The sequence below is a fragment of the Antarcticirhabdus aurantiaca genome (assembly GCF_009765365.1).
Classification (GTDB): Bacteria; Pseudomonadota; Alphaproteobacteria; order Rhizobiales; family Rhizobiaceae; genus Antarcticirhabdus; species Antarcticirhabdus aurantiaca.
The window spans coordinates 299,162-324,607 of the sequence record NZ_VTOM01000004.1; the positions used below are offsets into that span (position 1 = coordinate 299,162).

Genomic DNA, 25,446 nt, shown 5'->3' on the forward strand with positions numbered 1-25,446 from the left:
ATCTGCGGCCGGTTGTTGGCGGCGCGTCAGGGTTTCTCCGGCGCCCAAGCGGCGCGGAAAGCGGGTGATGCGGGGGGCTTCAGGTGCGGCCGAGGCCCCCCAGCCGGTAGCGGTCGAGCGCCACGGCGACGATGATGACGAGGCCCTTGATGATGTACTGCCAGATGTCGGACACCCCGACGAGGATCAGGCCGTTGGACAGGACCGCGATGATGAGGGCGCCGATCAGCGTGCCCCAGATCGAGCCGACGCCGCCGACGAAGCTCGTGCCCCCGAGGATCACGGCGGCGATGGCGTCGAGCTCGTAGGCCTGGCCGAGCTGGAGGCCGTTGGCGGCGTAGAGGCGGGCGGCCGACATCGCGCCGCCGAGGCCCGCCAGCAGCCCGGACATGGCGTAGACGAAGAGGAGGACGAGCGAGACCTTGATGCCGGTCAGCCGCGCCGCCTCGACGTTGCCGCCGACCGCGTAGATCCAGGTGCCGAGCACGGTCCGCTTCAGGATGAACCAGGACACGAGGATCGTCGCCAGCGCGATGATCGCCAGCCAGGGCACGCCGAAGAGCGTGCCGTTGCCGATGAAGGCGAAGGGGAGATCCGCGTTGAAGACGGTGGTGTCGCCGCCCAGCAGCCGCGCCAGGCCGCGCACGGCGGTGAGCGAGCCCAGCGTCACGATGAAGGGCGGCAGCTTCAGGAAGGCGATGACGACGCCGTTGGCGAGGCCGCAGGCGAGGCCGACGAGGATCGCGGCCGGGATGCCGAGCAGCCCCAAGTCGGGCCAGAGCGAGACGATGACGCCGACCATGGCGGCGACGGCGAGGATCGAGCCGACCGACAGGTCGATGCCGCCGGTGAGGATGACGAAGGTCATGCCGGCGGCGAGCACGGTGTTGATCGAGGCCTGCTGGGTGACGATCGACAGGTTGTTGACGGTCAGGAACCGGCCGGACAGGAGGTGGAAGCCGACCGCCAGGATCACGAGCACGGGCAGCATGCCGAGCGCGGTCATCGCCGAGCGGAAGCGGGCCTTGTCCATGCGCGCGGCGGAGGCGGCGCTGTCGGTGGCGGTCATGGGGTTCCTCCGATTGGCCCGAGCTCCGGCCGCGCGCCGGCCTCGGGCACGCCGCCCGTCGAGAGCGCCATGATGGTTTCCTGGTCGATGGGCCGTCCCGGCGCGGCCGACACCTCGCCGGCGATCCGTCCCTCGCGCATCACGAGGACGCGGTCGGCGATGCCGATGATCTCCGGCAGGTCGCTGGAGATGGCGAGGATCGCGATGCCGCGCGCGGCGAGCGCGTCGACGATGCGGTAGATCTCGGACTTGGCGCCGACGTCGACGCCGCGCGTCGGCTCGTCGAGGATGACGACCTTCGGCTCGGTCTCGAGGAGGCGGGCGAGCAGCACCTTCTGCTGGTTGCCGCCCGACAGCGCGCCGACGTTGAGGGCGGCCGAGCGGGTGCGGACCGACAGGTCGTGGATCGCCTTGTCGGCCCGGGCCCTGGCTTTGGCGAAGTCGAGGACACCGCCGGGCTTGGCGTCCTTGCCGAGGACGCCGATGTTGACGTTGTCGGAGATCGACATGTCGAGGAAGAGGCCGAGCCCTTTGCGGTCCTCGGTGAGGTAGGCGATGCCGGCGTCGAGCGCGTCGCGCGGGGATCGGATCGCGAGCTCCCGCCCGTCGAGCGAGACCGTGCCGGCGGTTCTCGCGTCCGCGCCGAAGATCAGGCGGGCGAGCTCCGTGCGGCCCGCCCCGACGAGGCCGGCGATGCCCAGCACCTCGCCGGCATGGACGTCGAGGGAGCAGTCGTGGACGCGCCGGCCGTCGGACAGGCCGCGCACCGACAGGACCGCGCGCCGCGTCGCCGAGGGCGGCCGGTGCTCCTTCTTGTAGAACGAGGACAGGTCGCGTCCGACCATCATCGAGACGAGGCGCTGGGCCGACAGCTCGCTCCGGTCGAGGGTTCCGACCGAGGCGCCGTCGCGCAGCACGCTGACGCGGTCGGCGAGGCGATAGACCTCCTCCATGCGGTGGCTGATGTAGACGGTGGCGATTCCATCCGCCTTGAGGCCGGCGATGACGTCGAAGAGGCGCTCGGTCTCACGCGAGGTCAGCGAGGTCGTCGGCTCGTCCATGACGATGATGCGGGCGCGAGTGGTGAGCGCCCGGGCGATCTCGACCATCTGCCGCTCGCCGAGCGAGAGCGAAGACACCTGCGTGTCGGGCGAGAAGCCGATGCCGAGGCGCCTGAGGATCGGCTCGGCGAGGCGCCGCATGCCGGCCCGGTCGACGAGGCCGAAGCGGCGTGGCTCGGCGCCGAGAAACATGTTCTGGGCGACGGACAGGTTCGGGCTGAGCGACAGCTCCTGGTAGATCACCGCGATGCCGGCGGCGCGCGAGGCGATCGGATCGCCCATCGGCGCGGGGCGCCCGTCGATGAGGATCTCGCCGCCGGGATCGGCCCGGTAGGCGCCGGACAGGATCTTCATCAGCGTCGACTTGCCGGCGCCGTTCTCGCCCATGAGGGCGTGGACCTCGCCGGCGGCGACGTCGAAGGATACGCCCGACAGCGCCCGCGCCGCGCCGAAGGTCTTGGTGATGCCGCGCATCTCCAGGAGGCGCGGGGCGGCGGGTGAAACGGGCGCGGGGGCGGCGGTCATCGCGGGTCTCCCATCGCGTCGGCGAGCGCCCGCCAGCGGGCACGGTAATTGGCAAGGCCCGGCAGCCCGGCCGGCGCGACGCGGCGGCCGGGATCGCGGGTGGCGGGCACGCCGATCGCGTCGAAGACGAGGCGGGCGGCGCCGAGCGCGCTGCCTTCCGCGTTGGCGCTGGCGAGCACCGGCTGGCCGGGGCGCAGAGCCGCGAGGAGCGCCGGGAACAGGTCGGAGCGGGCGAGGCCCCCGTCGACCACGATCGGGTTCGCGGACCCGATGAGGTCGAGCGAGAGGTCCGTCATCAGCGCGACGTAGAGGAGCGCCGCGGCCGCGCGGGCCTCCCCCTCGACCGGGGGACCGTCGAAGCGCCCGGCATGGCCCGGCATCGGCCCGCCGGGCGCGAAGGACGGCAGCGCCATCGCGCCCGACGAAAGGACCGACGCCACCGCATCGAGGCCGATCGGCCCCTGCCAGCCGCCGGAGGCGAGATCGAACTCGCGCCCGCCCATGAAGCGGATGGTCGGCACCGGCTGCCCGTCGACGGCGACGTTGGCGAGCATGTCGCGCCGCTCGTCGAGGCGCTCCAGCGGGCAGTCCGGGTTGAAGACGATGACCCAGGTGCCGGTGGAAACGAGGGTGAAGCTCCCTTCGCGCTGCGCGCGGTGGAAGGCGAGCGAGGCGTTGCTGTCGTGGACGCCGTTGTGGACGGCGATCCGCGCCGAGCCGCCGGAGGGGAGGCCGATCTCCAGCGCGCCGATCTCCTGGCCGGCGGGAACAAGCGGCGGCATCTTGGCGCGCCAGCCCCTTATGTCGACGAGGCTCGAATAGTCGTGTCCGAGCGGCGCCCAGAGATGCGAGTGGCAGCCGAGATAGGACACCTCGGAGACCTTCTCGCCCGACAGGCGCCAGGACCAGAACTGCGGATAGGACAGGATCGCGTCGGCCCGCGCGAAGGCTTGCGGGCGCGCGGCCTCCAGCCAGAGCATGTGCCGGCCGTAGTTGAAGCCGAGCGGGAGGGCCGGCGAGAAGGTCTCGGCGAAGGGCGGGGCCAGCGCGTCGATCTCGGCGGCGATGCCCGCCGGGGGCTCCTGCTCGTAGTCGAGAACGGGATGAGCAAGGTCGTCGCCGTCGGTGAGCGCGAAGGTGCAGCCGTGGCCGGACACGATGACCCGGCGCGCGCCGTGAGCTTCCGCCGCCTCGCCGAGGCTTTCGAGGATCCAGCCGTGAAGGTGGGCGTCGTCGAGGACGCAGAAGCCGTCGGCCATGCGCCAGACCGGCCGGGTGCGCGCCTCCGACAGGATCGCGCCTTCGGCCGAGACCACGAAGAGCTTGGAGTTCGTCTTGCCGAGGTCGACGACGGCGACCGGATCCCGCGCCGCGCTCATGCCGCCTCTCCCGCGCTGGCGGAACCGGCGGAACCGGCGGAACCGGCGGGAACGGTGACGACGGAGATGCCCGCGGCTTCCATGACCTGCGCGTCGGCATCGGCGAGGTTCTCGTCGGTGACGAGCGTCGAGATACGCGACAAGGGCAGGGCGACGTTGCGGGGCTGGATCGCGAACTTGCGGCTGTCGGCGAGGAGCACGATCTCGTCGGCGCAGGAGGAGAGTTCGCCGATCACCTTGACGAGGAGCGGATGCGATTCGAGCACGCCCTCCGGCCCGATCCCCTGTGCGCCGAGAAAGAAGCGCGAGGCGAAGACGTCGGGCGCGCCGGCCGTCGGATCGTGGATGATGCCGGGCTCGCGGTAGAGGATGCCGCCGGCGACCGTCAGGTGGCAGGTGCCGCCCGCTCCGAGCGCGGCGGCGAGCGGCATGGAGTTGGTGAACAGGCTGACCGGCCGCCGGGCGACCCGGATGCCGAGCTCGAAGCAGGTCGTGCCGGCATGGACGATGATCGAATCGCCGTCGCGCACCAGGGTCTCGGCGAAGGCGGCGATGGCGCGCTTGGCCTCCACCGCCATGTCGCGGTTCTCGTCGTAGGGGCGTGCGGAAAGCCGGCCGGCGCCGGGCGTCTCGGCGGCGGAAATGCCGCCATAGACCTTCCGCGCCACCCCGAAGCTGTGGAGCTTGTCGATGTCGCGCCGCACGGTCGCGGCGGAAACGCCGAGATGGAGCTGAAGGTCGCGCACCGAGGCGAAGGGCTGCTCGCGCAGGAACTCGGTGATCAGGCGATGGCGCTCGTGATCGCTCAAGATTGCCTCCCTGCCTCTTGCGCGTCGATGAGCGAGAATAATCATCTGTCGAGCTGATTTGCAAGCGTTCGCCCCTTCGCAGCTGCAGCATTGACGCATGATGATCATTTCGCCTAGTTGTTTGCTCGATATCGCTCATCCACGAGGTCCGAGCGAGATCCAGGGAGGACCGTGACATGCCCTTGCCGGACGCCGTGCCGCCGCCCGAGGATTTCGCCGCCTTCCTGGGTCTCTCCGCCCGTCTCGGCCGCGACATCCGCCGGACGCAGGGAGCCGGCGGCAACACCTCGATCAAGCAGGATGGGGTGATGTGGGTGAAGGCCTCCGGCACCTGGCTCGCGGAGGCGGAGGCGCGCCCGATCACCGTTCCGGTGCGCCTCGATCCGCTCGCCCGGGCGCTGCGCGAGAACGATCCGCGGGCCGAGACGGCGGTGGATTTCGTGCTCGCCGAAGGCAACGCGGCGGGACTGCGCCCCTCGATCGAGACGAGCTTCCACGCCGTCCTGCCGCAGCGGGTCGTCGCTCATTTCCATTGCGTCGACACGATCGCGCTCGCCGTGCGCACCGACCGCGAGGCGCTGATCGCCGAGCGCCTGGACGCCCTTCCCGGGCTCGCCTGGACGAGCGTGCCCTATCGCCGGCCGGGAACGCCGCTCGCGCGGGCCATCGACGAGCGCATGGGCGAGCGGCCGGACGTCCTGGTCCTGTTCAACCACGGCCTCGTCGTCTGCGGCGAGAGCGTCGAGGAGGTGGCCGCGCGCATCGAGGCGGTGACGGCGGCGCTCGCCGTTCCGCCCGCGCCGGCGCCCGCGCCGGACCGCGCGGCCCTGGAGGCGCTCGCGGCAGGCTCGCCTTGGCAGCCGGCCGAGGAGGATGCGGCCCACGCCCCGGCGCTCGTGCCCGCGGCCCTGCGCTTCGCCACCGCCGGCGCTTTCTATCCCGACCACGTCATCTTTCTCGGCGAGCGAGTGAGAGTGGCCGAGGACCGCGCCGGCCTCGACCGTCTTGCGGCCGAGGCCGAGCCGTCGCGCCTCGTGCTCGTGCCCGGCCGCGGCGTGCTTCAGTCCCGCACCCTCACCCTCGGCGGCGCGGCCATGGTGCGCTGCCTCGCCGAGGTGGCACGGCGCGTCCCCGCCGAAGCGCCGCTCGTGCCGCTCGGGCCCGCCGACCTCCACGCCCTCCTGAACTGGGAGGCCGAGCAGTACCGCCAGACGCTGGATCGCGCCGCCCCGCAGGCCGCGGCGCGATGAGTGGGACTGCCGTCGCGGTCGGGCTCGACCTCGGCACGAGCGGCGTGCGGGCCGCGGCGCTGGACGCCGCCGGCGACCTCGTCGGCTTCGCCGCCGCGCCCTTCGCCGACGCCGCCGAGACGCGGAGCCCCGCGGCCTGGTGGCGGGGCGTCTCCGCCTGCCTCGCGGACCTCGCGGCCGCCTGTCCGCTCGCCGCTGTGCGGGGCCTTGCCGTCGACGGCACCTCCGGCACGGTGCTCGCGGTGGACGAGGCCGACGCACCCGTGGGCGACGTCCTGATGTACAACGACCCCTGTCCCGACGCGGCGGTGGTGGCGGCCGTCGACGCCGCGGCGCCGGGGTCGAGCCCGGCACGGGGGGCGAGTTCGGGCCTTGCCCGCGCCGTCCATCTGTCGCGCGCGCCCGGCGCCGCGCGGGTTCTCCACCAGGCCGACTGGATCCTGATGCGCCTGTCCGGCGCGGCGCCCTTGACGGACGAGAACAACGCTCTCAAGACCGGCTACGACCTCGACGCGGAAGCCTGGCCGGAGTGGATCGAGGCGGCGGGGCTCGACCGCGCCCGGCTGCCGCAGGTCGTGCGGGCCGGTGCGCCGCTCGGGCTCGCCGGCTCCCAGGGGCGCGCGCTCGGCCTGCCCGAGGCCTGCCGCCTCCATGCCGGCACCACGGACGGCTGCGCGTCGTTTCTGGCGACCGGCGCGGCGCGGCCGGGTGAGGCGGTGACGGCGCTCGGCTCGACGCTCGTCGTCAAGCTCGCCTCGGCCCGCCCCGTCAACGCCCCGGCCTACGGCATCTACAGCCACCGCGTCGGCGATGCCTGGCTGGCGGGCGGCGCCTCGAATTCCGGCGGCGCGGTGATCCGCGCGCTGTTCGGCGACGAGCGCCTCGACGCGCTGACCGCCCGGCTCGACCCCGACCGCCCGACCGGCCTCGACTACTATCCCCTGCTGAAGCCCGGCGAGCGCTTTCCCGTGTCCGACCCGAACTTCGCCCCGCGCCTGGAGCCGCGCCCGGCGGACGATGCCGTCTTCTTCCAGGCGGTGCTGGAAGGCCTCGCCGGCATCGAGGCGCTCGCCTATCGCCGCCTCGCCGAACTCGGCGCCCCGTCCCCCGTTTCGCTGCGCACCGTCGGCGGGGGCGCGCGCAACCCGGTGTGGACTCGGATGCGCGAGCGGGCACTCGGCGTGCCCTTCCTGCCGGCCCGCTCCGTCGAGGCCGCAGTCGGCACCGCCGCCCTTGTCCTGTCCCGCCTGGAGGCGTCGGAATGAGCGATGCGCCCCCGATCGACCTGTCCGGTCTGATGGAACGCTACGACATTTTCTTCCTCGACCAGTTCGGCGTCCTTCGCGACGACGAGGGGCTCTACGAGGGCGCGACAGATGCGCTCCGGGCGCTGAAGGCGGCGGGAAAGACCGTCGCCATCCTGTCCAATTCCGGGCGCGAGGGTGCCTTCAACGCCGAGCGCATCGCCGCGCTCGGCCTGCCGCGCGAGTGCTTCGACCATTTCGTCACCTCCGGCGACGTCGGTCTCGCCGTGCTCCGGTGGCCCGGCTCGCCGGCCAGGGCCGGCGGGCGGTGCCTGACGATCGCCGGCGCCGGCGCGCCGGGCTTCGGCGCGAGCCTCGGCATGGCGGAGGCCGCGTCGGGCGCGGAGGCCGACCTCGTGGTGATCTCCGGCAGCGAGGCCGAACGCATCTCGATGGACGCCTATGCCGATCTCCTGCGGCCCGCCGTGGCACGCGCCGCTCCCTGCCTCTGCCTCAATCCGGATCAGCACAAGCTCTGGCAGGGCCGCAGCGTGCCGAGCGCCGGCGCCATCGCCGACCTCTACGAGCGCTTGGGCGGCACGGTGATGCGCCTCGGCAAGCCCTTTCCCGAGATCTACGAGCACGCTCTGCGCCTGTGCGGCGATCCCGACCGGGAGCGCGTCGTCTGCGTCGGCGACAGCATCGAGCACGACATCCTCGGCGCGCGACGCGCGGGCCTTGCCTCGGTTCTCGTCTCGACCGGCCTCGCGGCCTGGCAGGCGCCCGCCCGGCAGGCCGCGATCATGACGGCTCAGAACGCCTGGCCGACATGGCGGATGCCGGCCTTCGTCGCTGACGTCACCTGAGTCAGCGGCTTGATCGGGTCGGAGCGACCGCCATCGCCTGGAGCGGCGGGCGCAGGAGATCGCAGAGCCCGACCATATCGCGAAGGGGCCGCAAAGCTCCCTTCTTGCTTGGGCGCCGGTACGACGAGGCGAGCACCCGCGCCCTCGCGGGAGCGCAGACGAGGCCGAACACGACTCCCATAGCGCGGTAGAGGGGCCGAGCCTCATGGGTAAGTCTACCCGCCGCCGCGAGGTTCGTGGGGATGCGGCTGCGAACCGCCCGCCACTCAAGCCTGTCCCGAGCGAAACGCTGTATGCATCCGCTTTGCCATCATTTCTCGTCGTGACGGGGGTGTAGACGCCAATGGAAGCATTTCCGCGCGATGCGTGGCTCCTTCCCCGAGTCGAGCAATGCTCCATGCACAGCAGGCGACCAGCCTGTCGCCCGTTGAGGCGTTCTTCCGAGGCCACGACCGAACCCGGCCCCGTCGGCGTCAGACGGCGACGGGCACCCAAGCTGCGCGCACGGGGACGTGCGGGAAGTTCGTCCGCAACACCATGAAGTGCGCCTCGCGCGGCGTGTTGGCAGTGCCGCCCTGGATCGGGACGATGTCTTGTGGGCAGGCCGAGAAGGCGACGACGCAGTCCATCTCGGCGCGCAGGCAGACGCTGTCGCCGGGGCGGCAGGGCGTCGGGCCGGTCAGGAGGCTGCGCCCGTCCGGCTGGACGGCGATGTTCATGAAGACGTTGAACGAGGCGAGGATCGGGGCCGGCGCGTCGAGGCCGAGCTCGGCCAGCGCCTCGTGCATGTTGTCGAGGCAGTTGCGGTGATAGCCCTCGACGCCGAGAAGGCGGTAGCGGTGGCAGTCGCAGGCGGCCATGAAGGTGTCGTGGACCCCCGGCGAGGTGTCCTCCACCAGCGTCAGGATCGGCCGCCGGCGGGTCGTCACGAACGTGTCACCGACGATCGGGTTGAGGCGCTGCGTCCAGACCCGGCTCGCCTCCATGGACATGTGCTCGGAGAGATCGGCGGCGTTCCAGGCCCAGCAGTCGACGACCTGCGTGCCGTGGGTGTTGATCAGCCGCACGGTCTCGCCGGCCGAGAGGCGCAGGGCGCGGCCGCGGCCGGCGGGAATGGTCTGGAGGCTTTCGCTCATGCCGCGGTGTCCTGCGCTGCTGGATGGAGATGGTTGCGGACCTCGACGCGGAGGTGCCCGCGACCGGTCGCGATGCCGAGGTCGCTTGCGCCGGCCGCGACGACGAGGTGGGCATCGATGAGCACGCGGCAGGTGATCGCCCGGCCGGGCAAGGGCGCGGCCTGCCGCGGCACGAGCCGGCCGGTTTCTTCCACCGCGACGTCGAGGAAAAGGTTCACCGGGTCGGGCAGCTTGGGCGGAGCGAGGCCGTGCGCGGCGAGGCTGTCGACGAGAAGGTCTGAGAGGCCGAGCTCGCTTGATAAGCCGGCCTTTATAAGGCTGTCCCGCGTCGCGCCGGGCATCAGGAGGTCGTGCCCCGCGCCGCCGTCGCGGCCGAGGACCATGATCGGGCGGCGGCGATTGGTGACGAGGCGCATGCCGAGGGTCAGGCGGTAGGAATTGCTGAAGACGCGCGTGTGGTGCGGCGACAGGAACTCGGCGAGGTCGGCCTTCGTGAAGGCGAAGAGCTGGGCGGCGCGGTCGCCGCCGACATCGGTGATCGTCAGGAGCTGGCCGGCCGCGACGGGCAGCAGCGCGGCCGTGCCGTGCGCGACCTCGCGCATGGCCTCTTCGGGCTCTGGGCCGGGGACGGGGACGGGGACGGGGACGGGGACGGGGACGGGCGATTTCATCAGAAAGGGCATGGCCGGCTCAGTTCTCCTGACTCGATGGCGGCGTGTCGGAGACGACGACGCGCATGTCGGTGACGACGAGGCCGTTGCCCGGGATGATGTCCTGCGGGCAGGGCGAGAGCGCACAGACGACATCCATCAGGGCTTCGAGGACGAGATGGTCGCCGGGCCGGCTGATCGGATCGGTGACCGCCATGCGCCCGTCTGGCGTCACCGGGCCGTTCTGGAAGAAGTTGAAGGGCTCGGGAACATCGAGAAGGTCGAGGCCGTAGGCCGCGAGCGGCTCGTGCATGTTCTCCAGGCAGTTGCGATGGCCCGGCACGCCGAAGTCGACGGCGTAGCGCGTCGGATCGCAGGCCGGGACGTTGGAGTCGTGGATGCCGACGGTGTCGGCGACGACGCGGAACATCGGTCGGCCGCGCGAGGACATGAGGCAGTCCCCCACCTCGAAGAACAGCGACATGAGGTGCCGCCGCGTGTGGACGGGCGAGAGCACCTCCTTGAGGTTGTGCCGGTTCAGCGCGACGAAGTCGCCGGCCTGCCGGCCGAAGAGGTCGATCAGCGTGACGAACTGCCCGGCGCCCGCCTCGAAGCCGTGCCCGAAGCCGCCGGGCACGGTGTCGTCGCAGGCCGTGGCGGCGAAGGCGAGCCGCGGGCAGCCACAGGGGGACGCGGGAACGGGCGTCATCCCGTCACCGTGTAGTGCGCCTCGGTCGGCGGGTGGCCGACGCCGTTGATCGGCAGAATATCTTGAGGACAGGCGGAGAACGCGATGACGAGGTCCATCTCGGCCTTCAGCGCCACGTAGCTGCCGGGCGTCGAGACCGGCGCCTCGAAGGAAATCGTGCGGTCGGGCTTGACGGGAATGTTCATGAAGAGGTTGAGCGGGCTGGGCACCTCCGGCGCCTGAAGCCCCAACTCGGCCATGCCGGCATGGAGGTTGTCGGTGCAGTTGTCGTGGTAGCCCTCGACACCGAGGAACTTGTAGCGGTGGCAGTCGCAGGCCGCGATGATCGTGTCGTGGATGCCGCCCGACGTGTCCTCGACGAATGTGAGGATCGGCCGGCGCTTGTTGGTCAGCATGGTGTCGCCGACCACCGGGATGATCTTCATGATGTGCGCCCGGCTGTGCTCCATCGACATGAATTCGTGGAGGTCCGCGGCGTTAAAGGCCCAGGTGTCGACCACCTGGTCGCCGTGGGTGTTGATCACCCGGACGGTCTGCCCCTTGGCGACGCGATGCGCCTTTCCGCGGCGGGCGGGGATGGTGTGGATCTCGTCGGTCATGATGCGTTCGGTCCTCCCTGGGGTTCAGGCGATGGGATGGGCGTCGCGCCAGCGCGGCTGGGCGCAGATCTCGGCAAGAAAGCCGATCACGAGCGTCGCGGCGAGATAGGCGGTGGCCCCGGTCCCGACGTCGAGCGGCGGATTGACCTCGACGAGGTCGAAGCCGGCGACTTCGCAGCGCTGCGCCACGGCGGCCAGCGCGTCGCGCAGCTCGGAGTAGGTCATGCCGTCCGGCTCGCCCGAAACGCAGCCCGGCACGAGCGAGAGATCAAGCGCGTCGATGTCGATCGAGACGTAAACGGGCGCGCCCTCCGGTAGGAGCGCGGCGATGCCCTCGGCACCGAGGCGGCGCAGCTCGGGCATCGGCACGACGCGGTTGCCCGCCGCCTCGATCGCCTCGTGCTGGCGCCGGTCGGAGCGCAGCGAGCGGATGCCGACCTGGGTGAGCGAGAGCGCGGTGTCGAGGCCGGCCATGTGGCGGAAGGCGTGACCGTTGGTGAAGCGCATGCCGTCCTCCTCGGCCGCGTAATCCATGTGCGCGTCGAAGTGGAGGATATGGAGCGGGCGCTCGAAGGCGCGGAAGATGGGATAGCTGATGGAATGGTCGCCGCCGAGCCCGACCGGCAGGGCGCCGGCCGCGAGGATCGCCCGCACCGTGTCCGTGATGTTGGCGAAGCTCTTCTCGACGTGGGTGGGCGCGATGTCGACGTCGCCGACATCGGCGATCAGCTTGTGCGCCATCTCGGGACCGAGGAGGTCGCGGCGCGTCGCGGGATCGTAGAGGCCGGCGGCAAAGCGAAGCGAATGCTCGCGGATCGAGCGCGGCCCCATGCGGCTGCCGGGCAGGAAGGGCGAGCCCTCGTCGAAGGGCACGCCGTAGACGACGATCGGCGCTGTCAGGGCCGAAAGGTCCGTGCAGACCGGCGCGCGCAGAAAGGACGGGATGCCCGTGAAGGGGCGGTCGATGCGGGTCATGGCTGGGCGTCCGGATGTGCGGTCAGGCAGCGGGGCGGCCGGAGCGGATGAGGTCGAGGAAGGCGGCGAGGCGGGGATCGGCGGGCGCCTCCATCACCTGCCGCGCCGGTCCGTCCTCGACGATGCGCCCGCCGTCCATGAAGGCGATGCGGTCGGCGACGTGGGCGGCGAAGCCGATCTCGTGGGTGACGACGACCATGGTCATCCCCTCCCCCGCGAGGCGCCGCAGCAGTTGGAGGACGCCGCCGACGAGCTCGGGATCGAGCGCCGAGGTCGGCTCGTCGAAGAGCATCAGCGCCGGATCCATGGCGAGCGCGCGGGCGATCGCCGCGCGCTGCTTCTGCCCGCCGGAGAGCGCATAGGGGAAGCGGTCCTCCAGCCCGCCGAGGCCGAGCCCGGCAAGCAGGTCTTGCGCGCGGGCGACGGCCTCCTCGCGCGGGCGCTTCAGGACGACCACCTGCGGGCGCACGACGTTCTCCAGTGCCGAGAGGTGCGGCCAGAGGTGGAGCTGCTGGAACACCATTCCGATCTTCGGGCGGAGCCGGTCGATCTCGCGCCGGCCCTGGCGCCGCACGGTGTCGCCGACGAGCGCGCGGCCGAAGGGCTGCCCGTCGATGAGGATGAAGCCGTCGTCGGGCGGGTCGAGCCAGGTGAGGCAGCGCAGAAGCGTGGACTTGCCGCAGCCGGAGGGGCCGATCAGCGCCACGACCTCGCCCTTGGCGACGTCGAGGTAGACGTCCTTTAGAACCGGCGTGCCGCGGAAGGATTTGCGCAGAGCCGAAACGGACAGGAGCGGAGTGGCGGGGGGTGTTGGGGTCATCGGCGCTTCGGGGCCTCCAGCGTCAGGAAGCTCGCGGCGAGCGCGTTGCGCTCCACGTCCTCGCGCTCGGCCGTGCCGGTGCGCGCTTCGAGGATCGCCGCGAGCCGGGCGACGACGACGGTGATCGCCCAATAGATCAGGGTCACCGCGGCGAAGGCCTCGAAGGGGGCGAAGGTGTTCCCCTGCACGACGAGGCTCTGATAGGTGAGCTCGGCGACGGTGATCGAGGAGAGCACCGCCGATTCCTTGATCATCGTCAGCGTCATGTTGACGGATGGGGGAACGAGGCCGCGCAGGATCTGCGGGAAGACGACATGGCGCATGGCCTGGAGCGGCGACATGCCGACGGTTCGCGCCGACTCGAATTGCCCGCGCGGCAGGGAGAGGATCGCGCCGCGCACGATCTCGGCGTAATAGGCGCTGGCGAAGAGCGCGAGCGCGAGGGTTCCGGTCACATAGGCGGGGAAGCGGATGCCGGCGAAGGGCAGGCCGTAATAGACCAGGAACAGAATGATGATGAAGGGCACCGAGCGCAGCAGGCCGACATAGGCGCCGACGAGCGCCCGGACGATCCGGCTCGGCACGAGCGCGGCGAGCGCGACGAGGATGCCGATCGAGTAGCCGACGATGAAGGCGACGGCGCAGATGCGGACGGTGAGCCAAGCGCCCTGTAGGAAGAGCGGCCAGTAGTCGGCGAGAATGGCGGGGTCAAAGGTCACGGCGGTTCAGCTCCGGGCGTCCGCGCCGCGGCTCTCGATCAGCCGGCCGGCGGCCATCACCGCGAGGTTGATCGCGAGGAAGCACAGGGCGGCACCGACGAGCGTCTCGAAGGGCCGGTAGGTCGAGCTCGCGATCTGCTGGGCGGTGCGCAGAACGTCGACGACGGTGATGACGGACAGGAGCGCCGTGCCTTTCACGACGATGGTGATCTCGCCAACGAGGGCGGGCAGGATGCGCCGGAAGAGCTGCGGCAGGACGATGCTCCGCCAGATCACGCGGCGCGGAAGCGCCAGCGCGCACCCCGCCTCGATCTGGCCCGGCGGGATCGACTGGAGGCCGCCGCGCATCATCTCGGTGATGAAGATCGAGCTGTTGAGCGCGATGGCCGTCACCCCCGCCGTCTCCGGGCCGAGGTCGAGCCCGAAGGCGGGCGCGACGTAGAAGAACAGGAAGATCTGGATCAGGAGCGGCGTGCCGCGGATGAAGGAGATCAGGACGGCGATCGCGGCGTTGACCGGACGGATCTTCATCGCCCTGAGGATGGTGAGGAGTGTGCCGCCGAGAACGGCGAGCACCACGATGATCGCCGCGAGGCGCAGGTTGACGAGCGCCGCCTGGCTCAGCGCCGGCATGACGGAGAGAAGCGTCGCGAACTGGAAGGTCATGAGTCGGGCCGCTCTCCGCCGGACTGCAAGGCTCAGACCGCGCCGGGCGGCAGGTAGCCCTCGTCGGGAATCTCCATCCGGAAGCCGAACCACTTCTCCTGCAGGGCGTAGAGCCGCCCGTCGCCGCGCATGTCGCGGATGACGCCGGAGATGAAGTCGCGAAGATCGGTGTCCTCGGGCCGGGTGACCCAAGCGAGATAGGTGAAGGCGCCGGGAAGCTCGACCGGCCCCAGGAGTTCGAACGTGTCCGGCTGGTCCTTGGCGAGCACCGCGAGGGCCGGAAGCGACTGGATGACGGCATCGACCTCGCCGTTGGCGAGCGCGACGTAGGCCTCGGTAAAGGCGGTGAAGAGCTTCAGCTCGGAAAATCCCTCGCCGCCCTCCGCCTTGAGCTTCTCGTCATAGGCCTTGGCGACCGGCTCGGTGGAGGAGGCGAGCTGGGTCGCGACGACCTTGCCGTTGAGGTCGGCGGCGGCCGTCATCGCGTCGCCCTTGCGCTTGGCGGCGTAGGGCTGGCCGTCGGCGATCGGCAGCGTGTAGGCGTAGCGCTTGGCGCGCTCCTCGTTGATGCCGACGGTGGTCGCGACGAAGTCGAACTTGCCGGCGAGGACGCCGGGCAGAATGCCCTGCCAGGGCAGGTCCAGTTGCTCGACCTCGACGCCGAGCGCCTTCACCACCTCGGCGAGGATGTCGCTGCCATAGCCGACGATCTTGCCGTCCTCGACGAATTCGAAGGGCGGGAAGGCGGCTTCGGTGCCGACCGTCACCTTGCCGGTGCGGCGGATCTTCTCCAGCGTCGTCTCGGCGAAGGCGAGGCGCGCCGGCAGGAGACCGGCGAGGGCCGCGCCGGCGGCGAGAAGCGCGAACTGCCTGCGTGTCACGTCATGCGGCATGGATGTCTCCTGCGGTTGGAGGCGGTGGGAGGGTTCAGGCGTCGGCGGCGTCGAAGTAGCCGGCGCGCACGGCCGCCCCGACGAGGTTGACGATCAGCCGGCCGGCGGTGATCGCGGTGATGCCGTGGAGGTCGGTGGAGGGGGTGATCTCGACGATGTCCATGCCGAGCACACGGCCCTTGGCGACGAGGCCGTGGATCAGGCGGCGCACCTGATGGAAGGTGAGGCCGCCCGGCGCCGGCCCTTCCACGGCGGGCATCACGGAAGGGTCGAGCCCGTCCGCGTCGATGGTGATGTAGTAGCGGCCGCCGTCCGGGATGCGGGCGAGAACGGCGTCGATGCCGCCGTCATGCACCTCGAAGGCCGGGATGATGTTGGCGCCGTAGGCGAGCGCCGCCTCGACTTCCTCCGGCCGGGCGCTGCCCTGCGATCGGATGCCGATCTGGAAGATGTCGCCGATATGGGCCATCTCGGAAGCCCGCCGGATCGGGCTCGACAAGCCGTCGGTGACGCCGTTGACGTGGTCGCGCCAGTCGATGTGCGCGTCGACCTGGATCAGCGTGATCGGCCCCTCGCCCGGCGCGTCCTCCAGGGCCCGGAAGATCGGGATCGGAATGCCGTGATCGCCGCCGACCGTCACCGGCATGGCACCGGCGGCGAGGATCTTGCGCACCGCCACCTCGGCCCGGGCGAAGTGACCGTGATGGTCGTGGATGTCGAAGGCGACGTTGCCGACGTCCACCGCCTTCACAGGCCGGTTGTCGTAGATCGGTCCGCCGACGTCGAAGTCGTAGCGCTCCAGCCCACGCGAGATGCGGTCGGTCACCGCGCGCACGGCGTCGGGCGCGCGGATCTGGTCGTTGGCGACGGCATCCGGCGTATAGGCGTTGCCGAAGGGCATGCCGAGGAAGGCGACGTGGGCGTCCAGCGCGTCGAGGTCGGGCTGGTAGGGCGCGTAGAGAAAGGTCGAATGCCCCGCATGGGGAGCAATCGTGAGCGGCATGGCCATCGCTGCACCTGATCATCGATCGAACAAATTGCTCATGAAGTGACCTATCGATGGTCAATCCATGATCATTTCTAGATGATGCCCGGTAAAATCATCAGCCTCAATTGCAATTATGGAAACGATGCTTGTAGGATCCGCAACATGGACCTCTTCAAGCATGCGCCGATCTCCACCTTGAGCGAGAACGATCTTCGGCTGATGCGGATCTTTCGCGTGGTCGCCGAAAGCGGTGGCCTGACCGCGGCTGAGCTGCGGCTCAACATGGAGCGCTCGACCATCAGCCGGCACATCAAGGCGCTGGAGCATCGGCTCGGCGGATGTCTGTGCCTGCGCGGCCCCTCCGGTTTCGAGCTGACCGACTTCGGCGACACGGTGCTGGCGGCAGCGGTCGCGGCCTGCGACATGCTCGACAGGGTGCGCGACGACCTCAACCGCGCCCGTAACGTCCTCACCGGCGACCTCCACGTCGGCATCGCCGACAACTGCCTGAGCAACCCGGCCTGCCGGATCAGCGAGGCCTTGGCGCGGCTCAGCAAGGCGGCGCCCAACGTGCGCATCCATCTCGTGGTTCATCCGCCCGCGGATCTGGCGCGCGAGCTCGCCGCCCGGCAGCTTCACCTCTGCATCAACGGCGCCCTGCAGCGGGAAGAGGACTTCGTCCGCCACCCACTCTTCCAGGAGGAATTCCGCCTTTATGCGCGGCGACGACACGACGTGCCCAGCGCCCGCCTGCCCGACCTCGTCGCGGCGGGCTACGGCATCGTCACGCGCCTGAGCGAGCCGCACAGCGAGCGGCTGGCCGCCCTCCTGCCCGAGGCGCGACGCTCCGAGGCGCTCGGCCTCGAAGCCGTGGCGGCCCTCGTCGCGGGCGGTCAACACGTCGGCCTCCTGCCGACGCACTACGCGACGCTGATCGCGCCCTTCTGCCCGCTCGACGAGGTCGAGGCGGCCGATCACCTCGCCTATCAGTCACCCTTCTTCCTGAACTACGAGCGCAGCCGCCCCCTTTCGGCGCCCGGCCGCCTCTTCCGCGACATCGTGCGTGACGTTCACCCCCGCGACGAGGCACCAGCTATCGCGGCGGCGCGCTGAGCATCCACAGGCTCCGGTTCCTATCAGACGGCGCCTCGCGGCTGCCCCGATCTCCGGATGCCGCGCGCAGTTCGGCAACGATGCCGGATGGTCGCACGTTCACGGGTGGGGCCGCGCACCCTTGCTCGCCCCGTCTGGAAACCGCTAACGGCGGGCGAGTGCCGAGAGGGAGCGGGACCGATAGCGGCCGGCGGGAGCCGGTGCGACGAGGCGACCGCCCTCCACCATGACCTCGCCGCCAAGAATGACGGTCGTCGGCCAGCCCTGCACATGGATGCCTTCATAGGGGCTGTAGTCGGCACCGTCGTGAAGGTCGGCATGGCGGATCGTGCGCCGCTCGTTCGGGTCCCAGATCGCGATGTCAGCGTCCATGCCGACGGCAAGGCGCCCCTTTCGCTCCAGCCCATAGACCTTGGCGTGGTTGGTTGCGGTGAGGGCGACGAAGCGGGGAAGGTCGATGCGGCCCTTCATCACCCCTTCCGAGAACAGGATCGGCAGTCGCACTTCCACGCCCGGGATGCCGTTCGGGATGTGGCGAAAGCTTTGGCGCCCCTTCGGGTTCAGCTTGCCGGCGGGATCATCGTAGCGAAACGGGCAGTGGTCGGATGAGAAGAGGTCGAAGACACCGGTCTCGATCCCACGCCAGCAGGCCTCCTGCTCGGCCTCGGTTCGGGGCGGCGGCGAGCAGACGAACTTCGCGCCCTCCCAGTCCATGCCATCGAGGTCCGCGGCGGTCAGCATCAGGTATTGCGGGCAGGTCTCGCCGACGATGGGCCGTCCGCGCGAGCGGGCGCGGGCGATCTCCGCCATCGCCGCGCCGTTGGACACGTGGACGATGACGACGGGGACGTCGACGATCTCAGCGAGCGAGAGCGCGCGGTGCGTCGCCTCGCGCTCGGCGGCGACGGGCCGCGACGTGGCATGGGCTCGCGGGGCGACGTTTCCCTCCGCCTCGTGGCGATTGATGAGGTAGCGGATCGCATCCTCGTTCTCGCAATGGACCATCACGAGGGCGCCGGTGCGCCGGGCGACCTCCATCGTGTCCAGGATCTCAGCGTCGTTCAGGCGCAGGTCCTCGTAGGTCATGAAGACCTTGAACGAGGTGTAGCCGTCGGCGACGAGGGCCGGCAGCTCCTGGCCGAGGACGGAGGGCGTCGGGTCTGAGACGATGAGGTGGAAGGAGACATCGGTGTAGCAGCACCCTTCCGCGAGCGCGTGGTAGCGGGTCAGCGCCTCGCGCAGCGACTGCCCCTTCTCCTGCAGGCAGAAGGGCAGGACGGTGGTGTTGCCGCCGACGAGGGCCGAGCGCGTGCCGCTCTCGAAATCGTCGGCCATGACAATGCCCTCGCCCGAGGGCTGGGCGAGGTGGACGTGGCTGTCGATCCCGCCGGGCAGGACGTAGCGGCCGGTGGCGTCAATCGTGCGCGCGGCTCCGAGCAAGTTCTCGCCGATCTGCACGATGCGTCCGTCACGCACGCCGATGTCGGCGGGAAAGACGTCCGAGGCGGTAGCAAGCGTGCCTCCGTGGATGACGAGGTCGAAGGCCTCGCTCAAAGGCTCGGCTCCAGCGCTGCGATCAGCCGGTCGACCTCGGCTTCCGTGTTGTAATGGACCATGGAGACGCGCACGACCCCTTCGCTCGCCGTCAGCCCATGCTCCTCGACGATGCGCTTGGCGTAGAAGTCGCCGTAGCGGATGCCGACCTTGGCGGCGTCGACGGCTTCCACGACCTCGCGCGAAGAGCGGTTCTCGGCAGTGAAGGAGATGGTCGAGACGCGCTCGTCCTGCGCCGCGTTGGCCCGGCCGATGATCCGCACGCCGTTGCGACTCGAAAGGAAATCGAGGAGGCGCCCGGTAAGCGCTTCCTCCTGGCGCGCGATGGCGGAGAAGCCCGCCACGATTGCCGCGCGACCGCCCGCCGCGCCGGCGCGCGCACCCAGCGCCTCGACGTAGTCGACGGCGCCGATCGAGCCCCAAGCGGCCTCGTAGTTGATGTTGCCGGGCTCCAGCTTGTGGGGCACGCGGCTCTTGTCGAAGAAATAGTGGTAGATGTTGTCGAGCGCGAGGAGCTTGTCGCGCTTGCCGAACATCACGGCGTGGTGCGGTCCGAAGACCTTGTAGGCTGAGAAGACGTAGTAATCGGCGTCGAGCGCGCGCGTGTCGATCGCCCGGTGCGGCGCGTAGGCGACAGCGTCGACGCACAGTTCGGCGCCCGCGGCATGGACGATGTCGGCGATCTCGCGGATCGGGTTGATCGTGCCGAGGATGTTGGAGGCGTGGGTGACGCAGACGAGCTTGGTACGCTCGTTCATCAAGCCCTTCAGCGCCTCCAGGTCCAGTTCGAACGTCTGGGGATCACAGCGCCACCACCTGACAACGATCCCGCGCTCGGCGTGGCGCAGCCAGGGGCCGATATTCGCCTCGTGGTCGACATTCGTCAGGACGATCTCGTCGCCCGGCTGGAGAAGGCCGGTCATGGCTTCCGAGAGGTAGCGAAGCAACGCCGTCGTCGAGGCGCCCTCGACGATCTCGCCGGGATCGCAGTTCATGAAGCGGGAAAAGGCCTCGCGCGAGGCGGCGACGCGGCGCATCGAGACCTGGCTCGGCTCGTAGCTCGCGCCGGTCTGGACATTGGTGTGGAGGAGGTAGTCGCGGACGCGATCAGCGACGCTCTCCAGCACCTGCGAGCCACCGGCATTGTCCATGAAGGCCCAGTCGCTCTTCAGGCCGGGAAACTGCGCGCGGACGAAGTCGAGGTCGAGGTCGGTGCTCATGGGGATGCCCTGGAGTATCGGCGCGGCGGCGCCGGGAGATCAATGGTTGAGGACGGCGTCGAGGAAGGCGCGGGCGCGCTCGTTCGCCGTGCCGGAGAAGAAGGCGGCCGGCGTCGACACCTCGCGGATCTCGCCGGCCTCCATGAAGACGATGCGGTCGGCAACCTGGCGGGCGAAACCCATCTCATGGGTGACGAGCACCATGGTGACGCCGGAATGGGCGAGCGAGCGGATGACCTGCAGCACCTCGCCGACCATTTCCGGATCGAGCGCCGAGGTCGGCTCGTCGAAGAGGAGGATGCGCGGCTCCATGGCGAGCGCGCGGGCGATGCCGACGCGCTGCTGCTGCCCGCCCGAGAGCTGGCCCGGATACTTCTCAGCCTGGCTGCCGATGCCGACCCGGTCGAGGAGGGCCCGCGCCTTGGTGCGCGCCGCCTCCCAGGTGAGCCCCTTCACCCGGACGGGCCCTAGCGCGACGTTGTCGAGGACGGTATGGTTGGGAAAGAGGTTGAAGGACTGGAAGACCATGCCCGTCTGCTGGCGGACCTTGAGGAGGTTCGGCCCGCGCTCGACCCTGACGCCCCCAACGAAGACGTCGCCGGAGTCGTATTCCTCCAGGTGGTTGATGCAGCGGATCAGCGTCGACTTGCCCGAGCCCGAGGGGCCGAGGAGCACGACGACCTCGCCGGCCGCGACATCGAGGTCGACGTTCCGCAGCGCCTCGAACGTGCCGAAGCGCCGGCCGACGCCGCGCATGCGGATGATGGGATCGGGGATCGTGCTCATCGGGCGCGCCCCTGATAGCGCTTCTCGAAGCGGGCGACGAGCCGCACCAGCGGCAGCAGAATCAGGAGATAGAGCACGGCCGCACCGATCAGCGGCGTCGGATTGGCGGCAAGCGCCTGGGCCTGCGTCGCCTGCTTCAGGAGGTCGGGAAGCGCCACCACGGATGCGAGCGCCGTGTCCTTCATGACGTTGATCGAGTTGTTGGTGAGCGGCGGAATGACGATGCGGATCGCTTGGGGAAGCACCACGTCACGCATCACGTCGAAGGCCCTGAGGCCGACCGACTGCGCCGCCTCGAACTGGCCGCGCGGGATCGCCTCGATGCCGGCGCGGTAGATTTCAGCGGTGTAGGCGCTCGACACGGTCGAGAGGGCGAGGCAGGCCGAGGCAAAGGGCGAGAGGCTGATCCCGACGAAGGGAAAGGCGTAGTAGACGATCACCAGCCAGACGAGAACGGGAAGCGCCCGGAACACGTCGATATAGGCGACCGCCAGCCAGCGCAGCCATCGCGGCGCATAGAGCCGCACGAGCGCGAGCGCCAAGCCGCCGACGAGCCCGAGCGCGATCGACAGAGCACCGAGAAGGATCGTGCGCCAGAGCCCCTGAATAAGCAGTGGCAGCGACCGGACAAGGACGTCCAGATTGAAGAAGGTATTGACGATGTTCATGAAGGCCCGTCCGCATCGCCGCGAGGATTGCCGGGCCGACGCGCACCGTCAGGCGCGCCAGCCCGGCGGCGAGCGGCGAACTACTGGAGCTTGGGCGTCTCGCGGACATCGGCCGAAGAGGTGCCGGCATCGGGCTTGGAGCCAAACCACTTCTCGTGGATCTGCGCGACGAAGCCCTCGTTCTTCAGGGCCGTGATCGCCTCGCTGGCCTTCGAGGTCAGCTCGCTGTCCTTGGCAAACATCATGGAATACTGCTCGCCGGTCGGGATGCGGGCGACGACGGCGAGCTCCGGCTTGTCCTTGATGTAGTAGGCGACGGCCGGGATGTCGGAAATGTAGCCGTCGAGACGTCCGCCCGCCAGGTCGAGCATGGCGGGCTGAAGGCCCTCGTAGCGGCGGATCTCACCGATGCCGTATTCGGCCTGGTGGGCCGTCGCCCAGATGTCGCCGGTCGAGCCTGTGTCGACGCCGACGGTCTTTCCCTTGAGCGTGTCGAGGCCCTTCACCTCGGAGTCGGTCCGGGTCGAGAGCGACTGGTCACTGTCGTAATAGGGCTGAGCGAAGGAGACCGACTTCAGGCGCTCCTGCGTGATGGTGATCGAGGAGATCGCGGCGTCGATGCGACCGGACTGGACGGCCGAGAACAGGCCGTTGAACGGGATGTTCTGGATGTCGACGCCGTCATAGCCGAGGCGCTTGGCGACTTCCGTCGCGAGGTCGACCTCGAAGCCGACGATCTCGCCGCTCTGGTCCTGGAACTCCCAGGGCAGGTTACCGACGTTGGCGCCCACCGTCAGCATCTCAGCCGATGCCCCGCTAGCCGAAAGGGAGAAAGCCGCGACGGCGAGAGCGGCCAGTTTCATGCGGATCATGTCGGCTCCTGTAGCGTGAAGACGGTTGCCTTGCCGGCGTGGCGAAAGGGCGCGCGGGCTGATGAAGGAACAGGCGTAGCTGCCCAGAAAATGCACACAACAACTGCATGCACTTCCTTGCACAAGAAGTATGACGGAAAGTCGGACTTTGGAAGCAAAAAAACAGGCGAACGAACAAATCCGTCGGGCTGCTCCGGGCTGGCTCCCCGCACTACCCAGTTCACGCCTACCCGGCTTGTTCCGGCTTAACTCGGTCCAATTCCTCTTCCCGCAAGAATCGTCGTCCCGCTTTGAGCCGGGATGGCGAAGTGGAAAGGTGGGGGCAACTGCGGGAGGCGGCGTGGAGAAACGCTGAGAAAGTGGGAAGGGCGAGCAGCCCCACTTTTCCCTTCAAACGCTGCGCTTGCGGCGCTTTGGAGCCGGGATGGGCGCGTCGACGGCAGCGTAAGGGGCGAGTATGTCCATCAGGTCGCCGCGCGGCTCTGGCGTCTGGAGAAGCGCGCGCCGCGCCACCTCATCCAGATGTCCAGCCATGACGCTCATGGCGCGCGTCTCGTCGCCGGCGACCAGGGCGTCGATCACCTCCCGGTGCTCAGCGATGGCGCAGTCGCTGGAATGCGGACGGCCGAAGGTCGCGAGCGATAGGCAGGATCGATAGGCTGTCTCACGGACGTAGCGCAGCAGCGTCGGCTTGCCGGTCATCTCAGCAAGTCGGACGTGGAACTCGGTGGCGAGACGCAGCGACACGACCTCGGAGCCATCGCGCGCCTTCTCCTCCTCGAGCGCATGCGCTCTTAGTTCCTCGATCTGGCGCTGCGACAGCCGGCCGCACAGAGCCCGAACCACGAGGCGCTCCAGCTCAATGCGGATGTCGAACTCGTCGCGCGCTTCCTCAAAGGACGGCGTCGCGACAACGGCGATGCGATTGCGCCGCAGCTCGACCAAGCCTTCCGAAGCGAGCTGGCCGAGGGCGTGGCGGGCGATAGTGCGACTGACGCCGAAGCGCTCGCCGAGTTGGTCCTCCGGTAATTTGTCGCCGGGCATAAGCGCCCGCTCCAGGATCGCGCGGCGAATGGCGCGGCAGATCGCGGACGCTCGGTCGCCATGCTCCACCTGCATGTCCACGATCTCGCCCTCCAAGCCGACGCCATTGCCCGATCAGGCCTCGCGCATAGCATCACGCAGTTGCCAGAAGAAGCACCTCATGATCCAGACATGTCAGCGACGCAGGGTTTTGGCATGCAACTTTCGGCAAATCTGCATGCAGAACTCTAGTATCGCGACCGGTTGCGCTGGTGCGCACAACATTCTCAGCCGCGGACCGCAGCGCGTCGACCGCTGGCGCGCAGGCTCGTCCTGATCGTTTGTGTGCGCCAGAACTGTGAATGGCAGGACGGTCGAAGGCGAACGGCTGGCTCTCGATCTCACGCGCGCCCTTCGAGGGTCCAGGGCCTGTCGAAGAAGCGGGGCGCCATCATCCGCTGGCGTCAACATTGGCCACCGCGAGCTGAAGCTTGAACGCTGTTCGGTCGCCAATGGCAGCATGGAGCCGGGAAGCCAAAACCCGCTGTGCGCCCGAGCGCTCTACATCCACACCGAAAGGGGCTGCGGGTGGTTAGCGGTCGGTCTGCTTCGGAGCGCTAATCAAAAACAGCGGACAGTCATCGAGCGAGCGGTGGCTCCGATCATCGTCCCGCCTTCAAACGCCAGTCGGCGAACAGGGACAGGTTGGTCTCGTCGGTCGCAGGGTAGAGCCCGATGATCGTATGCCCCGCTTTGACGCGCTCCACCACAAAGTCCTCGTAGGCCGTCATCTCGACGGCCTCGTCGGCGATCTCGTCGGCGATCGCCGCCGGGATCACGATGACGCTGTCCTCGTCGCCGACGACCACGTCGCCGGGGAACACGGCAACGTCGCCGCAGCCGATTGGAACGTTGATGTCGATCGCCTCATGGAGCGTCAGGTTGGTCGGGCTGGAGGGGCGATGGTGATAGGCGGGAATGTCGAGCTCGCCGATCGTGCCCGCGTCGCGGAAGCCGCCGTCGGTGACTACGCCGGCGCCCCCGCGCACCATAAGGCGCGTGATCAGGATGTCGCCGGCGCTCGCCGCGCGCGGGTCCTTGCGGCTGTCCATGACGAGGACGCAGCCCTCGGGGCAGGTCTCGATGGCGAGGCGCTGCGGGTGCTTGGGGTCGCGGAACACGCTCATCGGATTGCGGTCCTCGCGTGCCGGCATGTAGCGCAGCGTGAAGGCCGGACCGACCATGTTGCGGCCTTTGGGCGCCACGGGCCGCACGTCCTGGATCGTCTGGTTGCGCAGGCCGCGCTTGTAGAGCGCCGAACACAAGGTTGCGACCGAGACGCCCATTAGCTTCTCGCGGGTCGCTTGGTTCATCGTCGTCATGAGCGTGTCCTTCAGTTGATCGCCGGCTCGGGCGTTGGGCCGCCGTAGTCGGCGCGCAGAAAGTCGAAGTCGCAGCCCTTGTCGGCCTGCTCGATGTGCTTGGAGAACATTGGTCTGCCCCCTGAAAAGTGGCCCTCCCTGAAGTAGGCTTTTGAGCCTTTGGAGGATGCCGAGAATGCCGAGGAAGAAGCCGAGCCCGGAAGAGATCGTCGCCAAGCTGCGACAGGTGGACGTTCTCGTGTCGCAAGGTCGACCTGTTGCCGAAGCGGTGCGCACGATCGGCGCGACGAGCTTCACCTATTATCGCTGGCGCAAGGAGTATGGCGGGCTGAAGGTCGACCAAGTGAAGCGGCTGAAGGAGCTGGAGAAGGAGAACGAGCGGCTGCGCAAGGCGGTCTCGGATCTGACGCTCGAGAAGCTGATCCTGAAGGAGGCTGCATCGGGAAACTGGTGAGCCCCGCCCGCCGTCG

General features: G+C 69.4%; 25 protein-coding genes and 1 pseudogene. 5 read left to right on the forward strand and 21 right to left on the reverse strand.

Translation table 11 applies throughout. The features are described from left to right. Positions 1–79: 79 nt before the first annotated feature. From FZN60_RS06935 to FZN60_RS06950, 4 genes are read right to left on the reverse strand one after another with little or no spacing between them, the layout of a single operon-like run. Complete coding sequence (locus tag FZN60_RS06935) at positions 80–1,069, reverse strand: ABC transporter permease subunit (RefSeq protein ID WP_158872455.1); 990 nt, start codon at positions 1,067–1,069, stop codon at positions 80–82. Continuing rightward, entirely contained in the window at positions 1,066–2,655 is a 1,590-nt protein-coding gene (locus FZN60_RS06940; RefSeq protein ID WP_158872457.1) for a sugar ABC transporter ATP-binding protein, read from the reverse strand. The genes FZN60_RS06935 and FZN60_RS06940 overlap by 4 nt, the downstream gene beginning before the upstream one ends. Then, entirely contained in the window at positions 2,652–4,034 is a 1,383-nt protein-coding gene (locus FZN60_RS06945; RefSeq protein ID WP_158872459.1) for an FGGY-family carbohydrate kinase, read from the reverse strand. The genes FZN60_RS06940 and FZN60_RS06945 overlap by 4 nt, the downstream gene beginning before the upstream one ends. Continuing rightward, positions 4,031–4,843 carry a DeoR/GlpR family DNA-binding transcription regulator gene (locus FZN60_RS06950; RefSeq protein ID WP_158872461.1) on the reverse strand — a complete coding sequence of 271 codons (813 nt, stop codon included), beginning with the start codon at positions 4,841–4,843 and terminating at the stop codon, positions 4,031–4,033. The genes FZN60_RS06945 and FZN60_RS06950 overlap by 4 nt, the downstream gene beginning before the upstream one ends. Before the next feature lie 176 nt (positions 4,844–5,019). Between FZN60_RS06950 and FZN60_RS06955 the strand changes: the two genes are divergently transcribed. Genes FZN60_RS06955 through FZN60_RS06965 form a run of 3 tightly spaced genes read left to right on the forward strand, consistent with a single transcriptional unit; the run spans position 5,020 to position 8,203 of the window. Next, positions 5,020–6,093: a class II aldolase/adducin family protein gene (locus tag FZN60_RS06955; RefSeq protein ID WP_158872463.1), complete on the forward strand. Its 1,074-nt coding sequence runs from the start codon at positions 5,020–5,022 to the stop codon at positions 6,091–6,093. Then, entirely contained in the window at positions 6,090–7,358 is a 1,269-nt protein-coding gene (locus tag FZN60_RS06960; protein ID WP_158872465.1) for an FGGY-family carbohydrate kinase, read from the forward strand. The genes FZN60_RS06955 and FZN60_RS06960 overlap by 4 nt, the downstream gene beginning before the upstream one ends. Continuing rightward, positions 7,355–8,203, forward strand: coding sequence for a TIGR01459 family HAD-type hydrolase (locus FZN60_RS06965; RefSeq protein ID WP_158872467.1), 849 nt, complete (start codon positions 7,355–7,357; stop codon positions 8,201–8,203). The genes FZN60_RS06960 and FZN60_RS06965 overlap by 4 nt, the downstream gene beginning before the upstream one ends. 473 nt (positions 8,204–8,676) lie before the next feature. Here FZN60_RS06965 and FZN60_RS06970 read toward each other — a convergent pair whose 3' ends face one another. The 10 genes from FZN60_RS06970 to FZN60_RS07015 all read right to left on the reverse strand — a co-directional run bounded on the left by FZN60_RS06970 (position 8,677) and on the right by FZN60_RS07015 (position 16,379). Further along, the gene (locus FZN60_RS06970) at positions 8,677–9,339 is read right to left on the reverse strand and encodes a DUF1989 domain-containing protein (RefSeq protein WP_158872469.1); all 663 of its coding nucleotides are present in this window, start codon (positions 9,337–9,339) and stop codon (positions 8,677–8,679) included. Continuing rightward, positions 9,336–9,941, reverse strand: coding sequence for an urea carboxylase-associated family protein (locus FZN60_RS06975; RefSeq protein ID WP_158872471.1), 606 nt, complete (start codon positions 9,939–9,941; stop codon positions 9,336–9,338). Before FZN60_RS06975 ends, FZN60_RS06970 begins: the two co-directional genes overlap by 4 nt. Before the next feature lie 88 nt (positions 9,942–10,029). Next, positions 10,030–10,698 (reverse strand): DUF1989 domain-containing protein, encoded by a 669-nt coding sequence (locus FZN60_RS06980; RefSeq protein ID WP_158872473.1) that lies wholly within the window; start codon positions 10,696–10,698, stop codon positions 10,030–10,032. Beyond that, positions 10,695–11,297: a DUF1989 domain-containing protein gene (locus tag FZN60_RS06985; protein ID WP_158872476.1), complete on the reverse strand. Its 603-nt coding sequence runs from the start codon at positions 11,295–11,297 to the stop codon at positions 10,695–10,697. The genes FZN60_RS06980 and FZN60_RS06985 overlap by 4 nt, the downstream gene beginning before the upstream one ends. Before the next feature lie 24 nt (positions 11,298–11,321). Further along, positions 11,322–12,272 (reverse strand): arginase family protein, encoded by a 951-nt coding sequence (locus FZN60_RS06990; protein ID WP_158872478.1) that lies wholly within the window; start codon positions 12,270–12,272, stop codon positions 11,322–11,324. Between the two features lie 22 nt (positions 12,273–12,294). After that, complete coding sequence (locus tag FZN60_RS06995) at positions 12,295–13,092, reverse strand: amino acid ABC transporter ATP-binding protein (RefSeq protein ID WP_158872480.1); 798 nt, start codon at positions 13,090–13,092, stop codon at positions 12,295–12,297. Further along, the gene (locus FZN60_RS07000) at positions 13,089–13,811 is read right to left on the reverse strand and encodes an amino acid ABC transporter permease (protein WP_158872482.1); all 723 of its coding nucleotides are present in this window, start codon (positions 13,809–13,811) and stop codon (positions 13,089–13,091) included. The genes FZN60_RS06995 and FZN60_RS07000 overlap by 4 nt, the downstream gene beginning before the upstream one ends. A gap of 6 nt (positions 13,812–13,817) precedes the next feature. After that, a complete protein-coding gene (locus FZN60_RS07005) occupies positions 13,818–14,477 on the reverse strand; it encodes an amino acid ABC transporter permease (protein WP_158872485.1) in 660 nt (219 codons plus the stop codon). Between the two features lie 32 nt (positions 14,478–14,509). After that, entirely contained in the window at positions 14,510–15,370 is an 861-nt protein-coding gene (locus FZN60_RS07010) for a transporter substrate-binding domain-containing protein (RefSeq protein WP_199266505.1), read from the reverse strand. A 34-nt stretch (positions 15,371–15,404) separates the two neighbouring features. Beyond that, positions 15,405–16,379 (reverse strand): agmatinase, encoded by a 975-nt coding sequence (locus tag FZN60_RS07015; protein ID WP_158872487.1) that lies wholly within the window; start codon positions 16,377–16,379, stop codon positions 15,405–15,407. Between the two features lie 141 nt (positions 16,380–16,520). Here FZN60_RS07015 and FZN60_RS07020 point away from each other — a divergent pair, with 141 nt between their 5' ends. Continuing rightward, a complete protein-coding gene (locus FZN60_RS07020) occupies positions 16,521–17,471 on the forward strand; it encodes a LysR family transcriptional regulator (RefSeq protein ID WP_158872489.1) in 951 nt (316 codons plus the stop codon). Between the two features lie 144 nt (positions 17,472–17,615). Here FZN60_RS07020 and hydA read toward each other — a convergent pair whose 3' ends face one another. The 7 genes from hydA to FZN60_RS07055 form a co-directional block, all read right to left on the reverse strand. Beyond that, positions 17,616–19,025, reverse strand: coding sequence for a dihydropyrimidinase (gene hydA / locus FZN60_RS07025; protein WP_158872492.1), 1,410 nt, complete (start codon positions 19,023–19,025; stop codon positions 17,616–17,618). After that, on the reverse strand, positions 19,022–20,245 hold the full coding sequence (locus FZN60_RS07030; RefSeq protein ID WP_158872494.1) for a cysteine desulfurase-like protein: 1,224 nt from the start codon (positions 20,243–20,245) through the stop codon (positions 19,022–19,024). Before FZN60_RS07030 ends, hydA begins: the two co-directional genes overlap by 4 nt. A 39-nt stretch (positions 20,246–20,284) precedes the next feature. Further along, on the reverse strand, positions 20,285–21,031 hold the full coding sequence (locus tag FZN60_RS07035) for an amino acid ABC transporter ATP-binding protein (RefSeq protein ID WP_158872496.1): 747 nt from the start codon (positions 21,029–21,031) through the stop codon (positions 20,285–20,287). After that, a complete protein-coding gene (locus tag FZN60_RS07040) occupies positions 21,028–21,699 on the reverse strand; it encodes an amino acid ABC transporter permease (RefSeq protein ID WP_158872498.1) in 672 nt (223 codons plus the stop codon). Before FZN60_RS07040 ends, FZN60_RS07035 begins: the two co-directional genes overlap by 4 nt. A gap of 80 nt (positions 21,700–21,779) precedes the next feature. Continuing rightward, entirely contained in the window at positions 21,780–22,562 is a 783-nt protein-coding gene (locus FZN60_RS07045; RefSeq protein WP_422570318.1) for a transporter substrate-binding domain-containing protein, read from the reverse strand. A gap of 399 nt (positions 22,563–22,961) precedes the next feature. After that, positions 22,962–23,690, reverse strand: coding sequence for a GntR family transcriptional regulator (locus tag FZN60_RS07050; RefSeq protein WP_158872560.1), 729 nt, complete (start codon positions 23,688–23,690; stop codon positions 22,962–22,964). 566 nt (positions 23,691–24,256) lie between these two features. Beyond that, positions 24,257–24,967 (reverse strand): ribonuclease activity regulator RraA, encoded by a 711-nt coding sequence (locus FZN60_RS07055; protein ID WP_158872562.1) that lies wholly within the window; start codon positions 24,965–24,967, stop codon positions 24,257–24,259. A gap of 184 nt (positions 24,968–25,151) precedes the next feature. Between FZN60_RS07055 and FZN60_RS07060 the strand changes: the two are divergent. Further along, positions 25,152–25,446 (forward strand): annotated as a pseudogene (locus FZN60_RS07060) (transposase); the annotation flags it as partial.

What these genes read in the sequence shown, in the direction of transcription:
- FZN60_RS06935 (WP_158872455.1), bottom strand. Translation starts at nt 1,069, where the DNA reads ATGACCGCCACCGACAGCGCCGCCTCCGCCGCGCGCATGGACAAGGCC.
- FZN60_RS06940 (WP_158872457.1), bottom strand. Translation starts at nt 2,655, where the DNA reads ATGACCGCCGCCCCCGCGCCCGTTTCACCCGCCGCCCCGCGCCTCCTG.
- FZN60_RS06945 (WP_158872459.1), bottom strand. Translation starts at nt 4,034, where the DNA reads ATGAGCGCGGCGCGGGATCCGGTCGCCGTCGTCGACCTCGGCAAGACG.
- FZN60_RS06955 (WP_158872463.1), top strand. Translation starts at nt 5,020, where the DNA reads ATGCCCTTGCCGGACGCCGTGCCGCCGCCCGAGGATTTCGCCGCCTTC.
- FZN60_RS06960 (WP_158872465.1), top strand. Translation starts at nt 6,090, where the DNA reads ATGAGTGGGACTGCCGTCGCGGTCGGGCTCGACCTCGGCACGAGCGGC.
- FZN60_RS06965 (WP_158872467.1), top strand. Translation starts at nt 7,355, where the DNA reads ATGAGCGATGCGCCCCCGATCGACCTGTCCGGTCTGATGGAACGCTAC.
- FZN60_RS06970 (WP_158872469.1), bottom strand. Translation starts at nt 9,339, where the DNA reads ATGAGCGAAAGCCTCCAGACCATTCCCGCCGGCCGCGGCCGCGCCCTG.
- FZN60_RS06975 (WP_158872471.1), bottom strand. Translation starts at nt 9,941, where the DNA reads ATGCGCGAGGTCGCGCACGGCACGGCCGCGCTGCTGCCCGTCGCGGCC.
- FZN60_RS06980 (WP_158872473.1), bottom strand. Translation starts at nt 10,698, where the DNA reads ATGACGCCCGTTCCCGCGTCCCCCTGTGGCTGCCCGCGGCTCGCCTTC.
- FZN60_RS06985 (WP_158872476.1), bottom strand. Translation starts at nt 11,297, where the DNA reads ATGACCGACGAGATCCACACCATCCCCGCCCGCCGCGGAAAGGCGCAT.
- FZN60_RS06990 (WP_158872478.1), bottom strand. Translation starts at nt 12,272, where the DNA reads ATGACCCGCATCGACCGCCCCTTCACGGGCATCCCGTCCTTTCTGCGC.
- FZN60_RS06995 (WP_158872480.1), bottom strand. Translation starts at nt 13,092, where the DNA reads ATGACCCCAACACCCCCCGCCACTCCGCTCCTGTCCGTTTCGGCTCTG.
- FZN60_RS07005 (WP_158872485.1), bottom strand. Translation starts at nt 14,477, where the DNA reads ATGACCTTCCAGTTCGCGACGCTTCTCTCCGTCATGCCGGCGCTGAGC.
- FZN60_RS07010 (WP_199266505.1), bottom strand. Translation starts at nt 15,370, where the DNA reads ATGCCGCATGACGTGACACGCAGGCAGTTCGCGCTTCTCGCCGCCGGC.
- FZN60_RS07015 (WP_158872487.1), bottom strand. Translation starts at nt 16,379, where the DNA reads ATGGCCATGCCGCTCACGATTGCTCCCCATGCGGGGCATTCGACCTTT.
- FZN60_RS07020 (WP_158872489.1), top strand. Translation starts at nt 16,521, where the DNA reads ATGGACCTCTTCAAGCATGCGCCGATCTCCACCTTGAGCGAGAACGAT.
- FZN60_RS07030 (WP_158872494.1), bottom strand. Translation starts at nt 20,245, where the DNA reads ATGAGCACCGACCTCGACCTCGACTTCGTCCGCGCGCAGTTTCCCGGC.
- FZN60_RS07035 (WP_158872496.1), bottom strand. Translation starts at nt 21,031, where the DNA reads ATGAGCACGATCCCCGATCCCATCATCCGCATGCGCGGCGTCGGCCGG.
- FZN60_RS07040 (WP_158872498.1), bottom strand. Translation starts at nt 21,699, where the DNA reads ATGAACATCGTCAATACCTTCTTCAATCTGGACGTCCTTGTCCGGTCG.
- FZN60_RS07045 (WP_422570318.1), bottom strand. Translation starts at nt 22,562, where the DNA reads ATGAAACTGGCCGCTCTCGCCGTCGCGGCTTTCTCCCTTTCGGCTAGC.
- FZN60_RS07050 (WP_158872560.1), bottom strand. Translation starts at nt 23,690, where the DNA reads ATGCAGGTGGAGCATGGCGACCGAGCGTCCGCGATCTGCCGCGCCATT.
- FZN60_RS07055 (WP_158872562.1), bottom strand. Translation starts at nt 24,967, where the DNA reads ATGAACCAAGCGACCCGCGAGAAGCTAATGGGCGTCTCGGTCGCAACC.